Here is a 13007-nt window from a genome sequence, read left to right as displayed (position 1 = left end):
CTCGCACGGGGGGTGCTGTCGCTGAAAGGGAGGGCCGGGCTTCAGGCCGGCTCACCGGCGGAGCCCCGTCGTGCCGTTGCTGACCTCGGCGATGATGCGGCGGTAGCCGGCGACGAGGGGGTGGTGGGGGTAGGCCGTGGAGAAGACGCGTTCGCCGGCCAGGGTGGCCATCTCGGGCGCGTAGGGCAGGACGGCGGAGACCCTGGTGTCGTAGGCCTTCTCCACCTCGGCGTGCAGACGGTCGTGGACCTGGCCGTCGGGAGCCATGTTGACCGCCACGGTCAGGCCGACCCCGCCGAGGCGTTCGGCGAGGGCGACCGTCTCGCGGGCGCCGGCCAGATCGAGGCGGTCGGCACGGGTGACCACGACCAGGTCGTCGGAGCAGGCCATCGCGGTCACGGTCTCGTTGTTGAACCCGGCGTGGGTGTCGAGGAGCAGCACGTCCAGGGCGAGGGAGTCGATGAGCCGGTCGAAGCCCTCGCGCAGCAGGCCCACGTCGTAGCCGCGGCCCATGATCTCGGCGGCCGCGGTGGACCGGCTGCGCGCCGGGATCAGGAAGAACCCGTCGTGGCCCCAGTCGCCGTCCGCCGGGTACACCGCGTCCTCGATCTCGCACCGGCCGATCAGATAGTCGGTCAGCGAGCGACGCCGTACCTGCTCCACCGAGCCGTCGAAGATCACGTCCAGCGCGGGCGTGTGGATGTCCGTGTCCACCAGCGCCACCCGGCGGCCGGAGGCGGCCAGCAGCAGCGCCAGATTGGCGGCCGTGCTCGACTTGCCGGTGCCTCCCCGATAGGAGTGCACGGTGATGATCTGCGACACGTCTACCCCCGACTGATCAGTTGCTCTGCGGCCCGGGCGGGCGCCAGTGGACGGCCATCATGGTGATGTCGTCGGACTGCTCCGCGGACCCGACGAACTCGCTGAGCGCCCCGTCCATGTGGTCCAGCAGCCCCTCCCCGCACACCTTCGCCGCGGTCAGCTGCCGGATCATCTCGTCCTCGCCGAAGAACAGCCCCGACGCCGACCGGGCCTCGGTGACCCCGTCGGTGTAGATGAACAGCGTGTCGCCGGGGCTGATGCGGGCGTAGCCGAGGGAGAAGTCGACGTCCGGGATGACCCCGACCGCGGGACCCGTCGGCTGCAGCAGCACCGGCTCGGCGCCGCTCGCGCTCAGCAGCACCGGCGGGTTGTGGCCGCCGTTGATGTAGACGAGGTTGCCGGTGGCCGGGTCGAGCACGCCGAAGAACATGGTGGCGAAGTAGCCCTGCCGGATGTGGTTGCGGGTGAGGTAGTTGTTGGTGCCCACCACCGCGTTCAGCAGCGGTGTCGCCCCCACCACCGGGATGGCCCGGCTGTGCTCGGCCCAGGTGGTCTCCTCGCCCATCAGCTCGGCCGCGATCAGCGACTGCAGCCCGCTCTGCTCGGCGGTGTGCCGCAGCAGCGAGCGGATCAGCGCCATGAACAGCGCCGCGCCCACGCCCTTGTCGCACACGTCCGCCACGATCAGCGCGAGCCGCCGCCGGTTGACGATCTCGAAGACGTCGTAGAAGTCCCCGGCCACCGTCCGCGCGGGACGGAAGCGCACATGGATCTCCCAGTCGTCGGGGCTGGGCAGGTCGTCGGGCAGGAAACCCAGCTGGATCTCCCGGCCGATCTCCAGCTCCCGCTCGTAGGACAGCAGTTCCGCGTGCGCGGCCACGTCCTCCATCGTCCGGCTGAACTGCGCCTTCTCATGGCAGTCGCGCAGTCGCGCCCGCACCAGATGGGTGTGGAACGGCGGGACGAGGTAGTCCGCGCCGGCTCCCACGTGGCCATCCAGCAGATGCAGATGCTCCTGGTCGGCGTAGGCGACCACGGCAGGCTGCAGTCCCTCGTCGTCCAGTCTGCGCGCCACCGCCCGGACGGTGTGGGGGGTCAGCTCCGCATGGGCCAGGACCACCGTCACCTCGGGCAGCCGCCCCGGCGAGGTCGCAAGCACCTCGCCGGGGCTGTGCACGTGCACCTCGGCGCCCACGCGCTTCAGGGCGTCGTGCAGGTCCGGAGGCACGCTGCGATGCTCGCCCAGAACCAGCACCTTCGTCTGCACCATCTCCGCCTCGTCTACTCCGCTGTCGGCTCGTCGTCGCCGCCCCGGGTCCGGGGCGGACGTGTGCTTCCGCCCCGGCCGGGGAGCAGCATGACCAGCGTGCTCACGTTGCGTCCGGCCACGAGTTCGTACCGGTACTCGTCCACCGCCGTGACGGCGAGATACACGCCCAGGCCGCCGATCCGCCGCTCGGACAGCGGCGCGTCCAGCTCGGGCGCGCGCATGCCCTGATGCGGGTCGAAGGCCGGGGCGTCGTCCTGGAAGCGGACCCAGAGCCGCTCGGGCTCGATGGCGGCCTCCACGGCGATCTCACCGGACCGGCCGCGGTATCCGTGCATGACGATGTTGGTCGCCAGCTCGTCCGCGGCCAGCCGCAGCCGGTACAGCGCGCTCTCGTTCAGTCCGGCGCGGCGGCCGACGTCCAGGACGAAGGCCGCGACGCGGTCGAGTTCCTCCAGAGCGGCGCGCACCTTGATGCGTCCCGCGCTCACCGCGTGCTCCGCGGTGGCGCGGCGGACGACACCCAAGGGGAGGCCGCCGCCGCGGGCCACCTGGGCGGGGACTCCGGCGGCGGACGGCGCACCGTGGTCGATCGCCATCGGCCTGCCCGCCCCCTCACACGTCGACGAGGTCGATGCTGTGGTCGAACCCGGCCAGCCGGATGGTCCGGGCGACGGGCTCCGGCGCTCCGACGACGGCGATCCGCACGTCGTCGCCCATCTTCTGGCGGGCGAAGACCAGCGAGCGCAGTCCGGCGCTGGACAGGTAGGAGAGGTTCTCGGCGCGGATGACCAGCTCGACGGCGCCCGCGGAGGCGGCCTCGTCGACGGTGTCGTGGAACTGTCCCGCGGTCGCCGCGTCGAGCTCACCGCTCAGCTCGATGGTGGCGACACGCTCGTTGACCCTGAGCTTCACTTCGAAAGACACGGTGGAATCTCCTTCGCGGGGGATGGTGCGGGGGTGGGGCGGTCAGCGGCCGACGAGGACCACCACGGAGTGCGCGCCGAGGTGGTAGCTGTCGGGATGCTCCAGCGGCGGCTCCTGGCCCAGCGGGTGGGCGCCGGCCGCGGAGGTGTCCGCGAACAGCCGCCACTTCAGGCCCTCGGGCAGCCGCGGGAGCTCCAGGTCGTGGCCCTCCCAGTGGGAGTTGATGGCGATGTAGACGTGGTCGTCGGCGACGGTGCCGCCCTTGGCGTGCTTGCCGCACCGCATCAGCGCCAGCACCCGGCAGTGGCTGGACCAGTCCGGCGCCCAGGCGCGCACACCGTGCCAGCTGATGTCGGGGTAGCCGCTGCCGACCTGGTCGGCGCCGATCGGGTGCATCGAGTTGCGCAGCACCGGATGGGCGTGCCGGAAGGCGATCAACGACTTGGTGAACTCCAGGAGTTCGGCGTTGGAGTCGACCAGGCCCCAGTCGAACCAGGACAGCTCGTTGTCCTGGCAGTAGGTGTTGTTGTTGCCCAGCTGGGTGCGGCCGACCTCGTCGCCGGCCACGAACATGGGCACACCCTGGCTGGTGAGCAGGATCGCCATCAGGTTCTTCATCTGCTTCATGCGCAGCGCGCGCACGTGCTCGGAGGCGGTGGGGCCCTCCTCACCGCAGTTCCAGCTGTTGTTGTCGTTGGCGCCGTCGCCGTTGCCCTCGCCGTTGGCCTCGTTGTGCTTGTCGTTGTACGACACGAGGTCGTACAGCGTGAAGCCGTCGTGGGCGGTGATGAAGTTGACGGACGCCGAGGAGGTGCGGCCCTGGTAGAGGTCGGGCGAGCCGGCCATCCGGGTCGCGAGTTCGCCGACCAGTCCGGGCTCACCCTTGACGAACTTGCGGACCGTGTCGCGGTACTTGCCGTTCCACTCCGACCAGCGGCCGTAGTTGGGGAAGTTGCCGACCTGGTAGAGGCCGGCCGCGTCCCACGCCTCGGCGATCAGCTTGGTGTGCCTCAGGATCGGGTCGGCGGCGAGCTGCTCCAGCAGGGGCGGGTTGGGCAGCGGGGTGCCGTCGGGGGCCCGGTCCAGGATCGAGGCGAGGTCGAAGCGGAAGCCGTCGATGTGGTACTCGGACACCCAGTAGCGCAGGCAGGACAGCACGAAGTCGCGCACCACGGGGTGGTTGCAGTTGACCGTGTTGCCGGTGCCGGAGAAGTTGTAGTAGTACCCCTCCGGCGTGAGCATGTAGTACGTGGAGTTGTCCAGGCCCCGGAAGGAGATCGTGGGGCCCTGCTCGTTGCCCTCCGCGGTGTGGTTGAACACCACGTCGAGGATGATCTCGATGCCGGCCTTGTGCAGCTCCTTGACGAGCGACTTGAACTCGTCGGCCTGCATGCCGAAGCGTCCCGTGGCGGCGTATCCGGCCTTGGGCGCGAAGAAGGAGACGGTGTTGTAGCCCCAGTAGTTGTACAGGCGCTCCCCGGTGGCCGGGTTGCTGCGCGTGTTGTCCAGCTCGTCGAACTCGAAGACCGGCAGCAGCTCCACGCAGTTCACGCCGAGTTCGCGCAGGTACGGGATCTTCTCCCGCAGGCCCGCGTAGGTGCCCGGCGCGGCCACCTTCGAGGACGGGTGCCGGGTGAAGCCGCGCACATGCGTCTCGTAGACGACGAGGTCCTCGCTGGGGATGCCCAGCGGGGTGTCGTCGCCCCAGTCGAAGTCGTCGTCGGGGATGGTCGCCCGGTACTGGTAGACGTTCGACCAGTCGGGCTCGGCGCCCCACACGTCCCGGCCGGAGACCGACCGGGCGTAGGGGTCGCTGAGCACCTTCGTCGGGTCGAAGCGGTCGCCGGCGCCGGGGTCGAAGGGACCGTCGGCGCGGAAGCCGTACTCGAGGTTCTCGGTGTCCAGGTCGAACACCGTCATGGCGTACACGCTGCCGATACGGAACTCGGGCGGGAAGGGCAGCTCCACCAGCGGCTCCTTGGCGCCACGCTCGAAGAGCACCAGGCTCATCGAGGTGGCGCGGTCGGAGTACACGGAGAAGGTGACCCCACCCGGGACCGGGTGCGCGCCGTACGGGAACGGACGTCCCGCGCGCACCCGGTAACCGGAGATCTGGCGCGTCGGATAACCGTCGACGCGCTCTCGTACGTCCTGGACGGTCATCGGCCCGCGTTCTCCAGTGCGGAGCCGAGGTCCTCGGCTATGTCGAAGAAGTCCAGGAAGCCGGTCGCGGACATCACGAACCTGACCTCCTCGGACAGCCCGACCAGCGTGACGCGGGCCTCCAGCTGCTGGGCACGGCGGTGCACGATGAGCAGCGTGCGCAGCCCGGCGCTGGAGATGTAGCTGATCCCGGTCAGGTCGATCAGGACGCTGGAGCTGTGCCCGATGAAGGGCAGCAGCTGGGCCTGGAGACCGCCGGAGGTGGTGGAGTTGATCTCCCCCTCCAGGGCGACCACACAGGCCGAGCCCTCCATGCGGGACGTGAGCTTGACGGTCATCCGGACACCTCCGTGGGCGAGAGCCGGACCTTGACCTTGACCCGCCCGGAGGTCTCGGGCAGCCGCACGGTCAGCGCGCCGGCGTCGAAGTCGGTGTGCTCCTCGCCGTCGATCTCCACGCTCTCGATGCGCACCGAGCCGGCCGGCAGCAGGTCGGGGGAGACGCGCAGGGTGCGCTCGGGCAGGTCGGACGGGTCCGGCTTGAACCAGAAGTCCATCGCGTTGCCGTTGATGAGCAGGTTGTTGTACACCGCGGCGAGGTAGCACAGCTCGGCCGAGTGGTACATCGACATCGAGTGGCTGCCCTTGAGCCGCTCCACCCCGAGCAGGTACGGCAGGCCGTTGGCCAGGGTGTTGAAGTAGACGGCGCCCTCGTCGTGGTCCAGGAAGAAGGCGTTGTAGAAGGACTCCGCGTCACGGGCCTCGGAGCGGAAGTCCTCACGGCCGGTGAGGCCGTGCAGGATGAGGTAGGCGAGGATCGCCTGCTCCTGCTGCCACCAGGCCTTGCGGTCGTGCCAGGCGAAGCGGAACCTTTCCTCACCGTCGGCCAGGACCCGCTCGACGACGTCGTACCAGCCGCCGCGCTGCCGGTCGCTGCCGATGGGCGGCATGGTCTCGCCCAGGCTCGTGGCGAGCTTGACGTAGTCGTCCTTGGGGCGCAGCGAGTGCATGCGCATCAGGTTCCAGGCGATCTTCAGGTTGTGGCCGACGACCGCGCGGTTCTGCTGCCAGCCGTGCTCGGTGTCCGCCGACCAGTCCTTGTGGAAGCGCTCCTGGACGAACGGGCTGTGCTCCAGGTCCGGGAAGCGCTGCACGATGGTGTCGAAGGTGTACTCCAGCATGTCGGCGTAGGACTTCTCGCCGGTCGCCAGGTACAGGTTGATCAGGTACGCCGGGGCGTGGTCGCCGACGGAGTTCCAGTTCTTGCGCGAGCGGTTCGGGCCCAGCGACTCGTGCTCGGGGCTGAGCAGGATCGGGTCGATGTGGCTGAAGTACCCGCCGTGCTCGGGGTCCAGGTAGAACCGGTCGAACAGGCGGATCGTGGCGTCCGCGTCGGACTTGATCCGCGGGTCGCCGGTGACCCGGTAGGTCTGGATCGGGCCGGCCAGCGCATAGATCTGCTCGTAGGCGGGCAGCGCGTCGTAGTCGTCGGAGAACTCCGAGGTGAACAGCTTGGTCTCGGTGTCGCCGTCGACCTTCAGGCCGTGGTACCAGTACACGACGTTCTCGTCCTGGTCCACGAACCGCATGTGCTCGCGCAGGTACTCGGTGCCGCGCTCGGCGACCTCCAGGTACTGGTCGTCACCGGTCAGCAGGAACGCCGACGCCATGCCGTACACCAGCCGGGAGATCGTGTCGGTCTCCTGGATGTGGCTGGCGGTCTTGTCGCCGCTGAGCCGGATCTCCGTGCGGTAGTTCTTGAAGTCGACGGGTCCGTCGCCGAACTGGGCCTTGCGGTAGAACGCGGCGATCTCGCGGATCTGCCGCACCCACCAGCCGGGCTCCTCGTAGCGGTAGTCGTCCGTGTCACGGCCGACGAACACCAGGCGCTTGGCCTCGAACCGCAGTCCTCCGCCCTGCGGGTAGAAGATGCCGTACGCCTGGAGGAAACGGCCCGGGGTCAGCAGGTCGTAGATGTGACCCGAGGCGTCCTGGTAGGGCTCTCCCAGGTTGTGCAGCAGCTCCGCGCTGGGGGCGCCGTCCAGGGAGACGTCGAAGCTCCGGCCGTCGGCCGTGGCGACGGTCACCACCGCGGCGTCGCGGTCGAACGCGGTGACGCGGCCGGCGATGGTGTCGGAGAAGGTGAAGTTCACGGTGCCGGGGTTGCTGGTCATGTCTCACGCACCTCGCAGCACGAGTTCGTCGATGATGGTCCTGGCGAAGAGATGGCAGTGGTCGCCGGTACGTCCGGTCACCAGATCGCCGTCCACGACGACGTCCTGGTCCACGTAGTTGGCGCCCATGTTGCGCACGTCGCCGATGAGGTTGTTGTGGCAGACGACCTTGCGGCCGCGCACCACGTAGGGGATCGAGGCGGCCAGCCACATGCCGTGGCAGATGATCCCCTTGACGACCCCGGACCGGGCGAACGCCCGGCGCAGCAGGTCCGTCGCGGGCGGCAGCTTCTCGATGTCCTCGGTGTAGCGCAGCCGGTCGGCGACCATGCCGGAGGGCACGATCAGCGCGCTGTACTCGAGCAGCGCCCGGTCGTCGATGTCCTCCAGGCTCTTGTCGACGACCAGCGGCGCCCGGTACTCATGGCCCGAGAAGGTGATCGACTTGTTCCCCCACAGCCGGGTGATCAGGTCGACGCGGGCGCCTTCCTCGGCGAACCGGCGCTGGTAGTAGGCGATCTCGGGCTCGTAGAAGTCGCTCTCGGTCAGGATCGCGATCCGGCGACCGGAGAGCACTCCGTCGCGGGACGGGATGGGTCCGGCCATGGCTCAGGCTCCCTCGGTGGTGCGCAGGTCGACCAGGAACGGACGGTCGTCGGCGAGCATCCGCTTCACCGCGTCCGCCACCTGGTCCTTGGTGTCCACCCGCACCCCGTCGACGCCGAAACCGCGTGCGATCTCGGCGAAGTGCAGATCGGGGTGGGACAGGTCGAACGGCGTCGGGAACTGGTGCGGCTGGACGCCCCGCTCCCGCCAGTACTGCTCGATGTTCAGGTCGAGCAGCTTGTAGCTGCGGTTGTTGCAGATCACGAACTTGGCGCCGATCTCATGGCGGACGGCCGTGTACAGCGCCTGGAACGTGTACATCGAGCCGCCGTCGCCGGTGAAGCCGATCACCGTCTTGTCCGGGTGGGCCAGCTTGATGCCGAGCGCGCCCGGGATGCCGACGCCGAGCGAGCCGCCGCGGGTGGAGAACCAGTGGCCGGGCAGCCGTCCGGGCAGATGGGCGTTGAGGGGGCCCGCCGCGGTCAGCGCCTCGTCGAAGACCATCACGTCCTCGGGCACCGCGCCGGCCAGCTCACGCAGGAAGGTGTTCAGCAGCGAGCCGTCGTCGGCCGGCAGCAGCGCCTGCTGCGCCCGCCGCTCGGTGAGACGCGCGGCCGCACGCGAACGGTCGGCGGCGGACAGCTTCGTCTCCAGCTGCTCGGCGAGCGCCTCCAGGGTGGCCCTGGGGTCGGCGACCAGGCCGAGGCTCACCGGGTGGTTCTTGGCGATCTCGTAGCCGTCGAGATCGATGTGGACGATCCGCGCGTCCTCACGGAAGGGGTTCCCCAGGTTCGGGAACACCTCCGGGAAGACATAGGTGCCCACGATCAGCACCGCGTCCGCGTCCTTCACGTGCGAGGTGGAGACCTCGCCGAACATGTGGCCCAGCTGCCCGCGGTAGAGCGGATGCCGGGCGTCGAGGTTGACCTCGGAGTAGTCCACGCCCCAGATGTCGGCGCCCAACTGCTCGGCCACCCGGGTCAGTTCGGCCTGCCCGCCGGACACCGAGACGCCGTCGCCCACCAGGACGAGCGGCTTCTCGGCGCCGGCCAGCAGCGACGCGGCCTGCTCCACCAGCGAGGGCACCGGAAGGGCCTCGGTGCGCAGGACCGTGCTCGGCACGACCTGCTCGGTGTTGACCGCGTCGAGGACGTCCATCGGAAGCGCGACGAAGACCGGGCCGCGCGGCGCGGTCATCGCCATCTTGTACGCCCGGCGCAGCGTCCGCAGCACGGAGTTCGGGTCGGTGACCCGGGTCGCGTACTTGGTCACCGGGCGGGCCATGGCGACCAGGTCGGCCGCCATCTGCGCGTCCATCGACTCGTACTTCACACCGGACTCACCGGCGATCACCACGAGCGGGGTGTGGCCGCGCTTGGACTGGTACAGCATGCCGATCGCGTTGCCGAGACCGACACCGCTGTGCAGCTGGAGCAGGGCGGGGCGGCCCGTGGCGCGGGCATAGCCGTCCGCGATGCCGGCGGCGACCGTTTCCTGGAGCGTCAGGATGTACTGGAGTTCGTCATAGTTCTCCAGCGCGTCCAGAAAACCCTGCTCGACCGTTCCTGGATTGCCGAACATGAACGGGATTCCGTCGGCGATGAATTGCTCGATGATCGCCGCATTGCCCTGCCTGGCCATGTCTTCCTTCTCTCGCTGAGACTGCGCTGTGTGCTGCGCCGAGTTCTGGAATTACCAGCCGAAGCGGGTCAGCCCGTCTTCGAGAACCTCGACGATCTTCTCGCCCGTGAGATACGAGTCCGGAGTGGAACGGCCCGTGATGAACGGGAAGTCCACGATCACCGAGGTCTCCTTGCCGAAGTTGCCGTGGTAACGGCCCTCGGGTCCGGTGGCGTCCCGCAGGATGTACTCCAGCGGGTACGGCGGCGGGCCCATCTGGAAGTCGGTACCGAGGAACCCGGTGCCGTCCTTGTAGTCGTACTCCTTGCAGTGGCCCGTGACGTGCTTGCCCCAGATGATCGACTTGCGGTCCTCCCAGTCACGGGCGAACGCCAGGCAGGTCACGCCGTAGCACTCGGCGGCGACCGGCTTGCCGGCCCGCAGGAAGGCGAGGATCAGCTGGTGGACGCGCTCGTTGTTGGCGAGGTCGACGATCGGGCCGGAGCCGCCGACGATCAGGATCGCGTCGTAGTCCTCGATCTCCTGCGCGACGACGTCCACCGCGCGGTGGTACGCCTCCAGCTTGCGCAGGTAGTCGTCGTCGGAGGTGTAGGGGCGCTCGGGCACCCAGCTGGAGATGTCGATCGGGTCGTCGAGACGGTCCGAGTCGTCGATCTCCTTGGTGATCTTGGCGACCTTCTCGGAGGTCACCGAGCGGCCCAGCGGCGGGTCGATGAACTCGGGGTCCATGGACGGCGGCAGCGCGTGCGCGCGCTTGCCGGTCGGGGTGGCGAAGACGACCTCGTAACCGCGCTGGTCGAAGTGGGACAGGGGCCCGATGAGCTCCTCGCCCCAGTACCCGTACTCCGACAGGATCACGAGGATCTTCTTGGCATTCCTCCTGGCCACGACAGCTCCTTGGATTCGTGGTGGGGTGGTTCGGGGGACCGTCGGCGGGCCGTCAGCGGGCCTCGGGGCCGATGATCCAGTTCTCCTTGACGGCGAGGGAGAAGACGTACTTCGGGTCGACGATCTCGTCCCGGGCCGCCTTGACCTTCTCGGTGAAGTACGGCGAGGCGACGGCCTCCCGCAGCGCGTCGACGTCGTCGAACCACAGCTGCTCGACCGAGTCGAAGGACGCCTCACCGAAGGTGTAGGCACCGTCGACCGTGTGGGCGTGCAGATAGCGGCGCAGGCCCGGGGTCTCCTTGACCACGTCGGCGTAGCCGCCGAGGCTCTGCTTGCGGTACGCCTCCAGCTCCAGGCCGGGGCGGCGCTTCTGCAGCAGCGTCAGCTTCACCCACTCCTGGCCCTTGGCGAGCGCGGGGCCGGGGACGATCTCGTGGGCGTTGGTGTCGACCACGATCGTCAGCCAGAACGCGGCCCAGTTGGGCTCGTCCAGGCGGGCGCCGTTGAGGAACTCGTCGGTCTGCAGCGACGCGACCTGCTCCTCGGGGTTGAGCCAGATCTCCGCGATGCCCTGGTGCGGCAGAGCCGGCGTGCCGAGGTTGCCCTCGAAGTCGACGACGGTGTCGACCATGTACTTCCGGATCTGCGGGATTTTCGATGCGTACTGCACCGCGTGCACATTCACCCAGTAATCCTGGAATTCCTGCGCGGTCATACCCGGCTTGGGCGCCGCCAGAATGAACTGGTGGATCATTGAATTTCTCCTGTTCCACACCGGTCCGGACTCGGAAAAGCGTGTCAATACGACACGCGCCCGGCAATGAACTTCGGACGACTTCCTGACCTGAAGAGCTTTCAGACGGCCTCGGGCCGGCCCTGGGCGAGACGCCGTACCGCGGCCAGCGGGATCGCCAGCCATTCGGGTCGGTTACGGGCCTCGTACACCGCCTCGTACACCGCCTTGTCGGCCTCGAAGGCCCGCAGCAGCACCGGCGCGCAGCGCGGGTCCACGCCGCCGGCCTGTGCGTAACCGGCGCTGAACGCCCGCCGGTTGTGCACCGCCCAGGCCGAGGCGCGGCGGGCCAGCTTGCTGCCCTTGAGGCCCGCCTGCGCCTGCGCCCCGGGCGGGGCGCCGAGCACCTCGGTGAGGGCGTGGTGGGCGGCGTAGTCGAAGGAGCGCAGCATCGCCGCCACATCGCGTACGGCGGGCTGGAGGCGGCGGCGTTCCTCCAGCGGGTGGCCCGGCTCGCCCTCGAAGTCGATCAGCACCCAGCCGTCCTTGGCGCGCAGCACCTGGCCGAGGTGGAGGTCGCCGTGGACGCGCTGCACGAGGAGGGGGTGGCCGCGGGCGGCGATGCCGTGCAGATCGCGGTGGATGTCCCTCAACTGCTTGGCGAACGGCACCAGTTGAGGCACCGTGTCGACGGCCTCGTCGAGCCTGCGGGTCAGCTCGGCGGCCAGCGCGCCGATCTCGTCGGCCGCCAGGTGCCGGCTGTCGAGCTGCTGGGCGAGGGCGGTGTGCACCTGGGCGGTGGCCCGGCCCAGCGCGTGCGCCTCCTCGGCGAACCCGCCGAAGGGGGCCACCGAGGCGCACTCGCCGGTGATGCACTCGGCCGCCTCCCGGGTGGCCAGCGCCCAGCCGTCGCCCTGCGAGGGCACGAACTGCTGGAGGATCGCCAGCGTGGTGCGGCCCGCCGCGAACGCGTCCGAGGTCTGCATCCACGCCAGCGGATGCGCGCTCGGCACGTCGCCCGCGCGCCGCAGCGCGGTGAGCATCTCCAGCTCGGGGTGCGGGCCGGGCTGCAGGCGCCGCAGCACCTTCAGCATCAGCTTGTCCCCGAAGGCGATGGAGGTGTTCGACTGCTCGGCGGTCATCACATGCGGGGTCAGCCCGGCCGGGATGTCCGCGTCGGCCACCCGGTGGCACTCCACGGTCCCGTCGGCGTCCTCCGCGGCCAGATGCGCGAGCAGCCCGGACATCAACTCCGGGTCACCGGTGGCCTCGTAGAAGAGGAGTCCCGATCCGCTCGCCCGCCCGATGACGGCCTCCGCGGGCGGTTCGGGCCCCTGCTCGCGGACGCCGACCAGCAGCTGGTACCACTCCTCTTGGCCCGGCTGCCCGGCCCGCACGATCAGCTGGAGCAGCGCCGGGTCACCGGCCTGGACCAGATCGGCCAGCACCGGCTCGACGACCGGCGCGCTCTCGCCCTTCCCGGCGAACCAGCGCCGCCCGGCCAGCCAGCCCGGCAGCAGCTCCCGCAACTCGGCGGCGAGCCGCGGGGCATCGGTGGTGATCAGGGGCGTGTTCATACGGCACCTGCCCGGGTGGGGGGAGCGTCGGAGGAGTCGTCCTTGTCCTTGAAGCCGGGGCTGAGGCAGCCCTGCCCGTCGATGAGATGCCAGCCGCTCTTACGACCGAGCAGCAGCTGATGCCCTAAGGGGCGCGGGGCTGTATCCGATATGCGGCTGTCGCCGCGTGGGCGCGACAAGCCACGACGAACCGGCGGCCGCCCACCGGCA

At 69.5% G+C, this 13007-nt stretch carries 12 protein-coding genes; all 12 read right to left on the bottom strand.

Annotated features, from left to right (window positions below; genetic code table 11):
• Positions 1-51: 51 nt before the first annotated feature.
• The 12 genes from ACIQ6Y_RS31550 to ACIQ6Y_RS31495 all read right to left on the bottom strand — a co-directional run bounded on the left by ACIQ6Y_RS31550 (position 52) and on the right by ACIQ6Y_RS31495 (position 12797).
• Positions 52-822, bottom strand: coding sequence for a P-loop NTPase (locus ACIQ6Y_RS31550; protein WP_404044060.1), 771 nt, complete (start codon positions 820-822; stop codon positions 52-54).
• Between the two features lie 16 nt (positions 823-838).
• Positions 839-2092 (bottom strand): PP2C family protein-serine/threonine phosphatase, encoded by a 1254-nt coding sequence (locus ACIQ6Y_RS31545; protein WP_404044058.1) that lies wholly within the window; start codon positions 2090-2092, stop codon positions 839-841.
• An 11-nt stretch (positions 2093-2103) separates the two neighbouring features.
• Positions 2104-2688 (bottom strand): ATP-binding protein, encoded by a 585-nt coding sequence (locus ACIQ6Y_RS31540; protein WP_404044056.1) that lies wholly within the window; start codon positions 2686-2688, stop codon positions 2104-2106.
• A 16-nt stretch (positions 2689-2704) separates the two neighbouring features.
• Complete coding sequence (locus ACIQ6Y_RS31535; RefSeq protein ID WP_404044054.1) at positions 2705-3016, bottom strand: anti-sigma factor antagonist; 312 nt, start codon at positions 3014-3016, stop codon at positions 2705-2707.
• Positions 3017-3058: 42 nt separating this feature from the next.
• The gene (glgX, locus tag ACIQ6Y_RS31530; protein WP_404044052.1) at positions 3059-5179 is read right to left on the bottom strand and encodes a glycogen debranching protein GlgX; all 2121 of its coding nucleotides are present in this window, start codon (positions 5177-5179) and stop codon (positions 3059-3061) included.
• Positions 5176-5517, bottom strand: coding sequence for an STAS domain-containing protein (locus ACIQ6Y_RS31525; RefSeq protein ID WP_404044050.1), 342 nt, complete (start codon positions 5515-5517; stop codon positions 5176-5178). Before ACIQ6Y_RS31525 ends, glgX begins: the two co-directional genes overlap by 4 nt.
• Positions 5514-7352, bottom strand: coding sequence for an AGE family epimerase/isomerase (locus tag ACIQ6Y_RS31520; protein ID WP_404044048.1), 1839 nt, complete (start codon positions 7350-7352; stop codon positions 5514-5516). The genes ACIQ6Y_RS31525 and ACIQ6Y_RS31520 overlap by 4 nt, the downstream gene beginning before the upstream one ends.
• Positions 7353-7355: 3 nt before the next feature.
• Complete coding sequence (locus ACIQ6Y_RS31515) at positions 7356-7958, bottom strand: DJ-1/PfpI family protein (protein ID WP_404044046.1); 603 nt, start codon at positions 7956-7958, stop codon at positions 7356-7358.
• 3 nt (positions 7959-7961) lie between these two features.
• Entirely contained in the window at positions 7962-9599 is a 1638-nt protein-coding gene (locus ACIQ6Y_RS31510) for a thiamine pyrophosphate-binding protein (RefSeq protein WP_404044044.1), read from the bottom strand.
• Positions 9600-9650: 51 nt separating this feature from the next.
• Positions 9651-10487: a type 1 glutamine amidotransferase domain-containing protein gene (locus ACIQ6Y_RS31505; protein ID WP_404044043.1), complete on the bottom strand. Its 837-nt coding sequence runs from the start codon at positions 10485-10487 to the stop codon at positions 9651-9653.
• 52 nt (positions 10488-10539) lie between these two features.
• Positions 10540-11241, bottom strand: coding sequence for an EthD domain-containing protein (locus ACIQ6Y_RS31500; protein ID WP_404044041.1), 702 nt, complete (start codon positions 11239-11241; stop codon positions 10540-10542).
• A 101-nt stretch (positions 11242-11342) separates the two neighbouring features.
• On the bottom strand, positions 11343-12797 hold the full coding sequence (locus tag ACIQ6Y_RS31495; RefSeq protein ID WP_404044039.1) for a hypothetical protein: 1455 nt from the start codon (positions 12795-12797) through the stop codon (positions 11343-11345).
• Positions 12798-13007 lie beyond the last annotated feature (210 nt).

Source organism: Streptomyces sp. NPDC096205 (genome assembly GCF_044763135.1).
In the GTDB taxonomy this organism is placed as follows: Bacteria; Actinomycetota; Actinomycetes; order Streptomycetales; family Streptomycetaceae; genus Streptomyces.
This window is presented reverse-complemented; position numbering and strand designations above follow the sequence as displayed.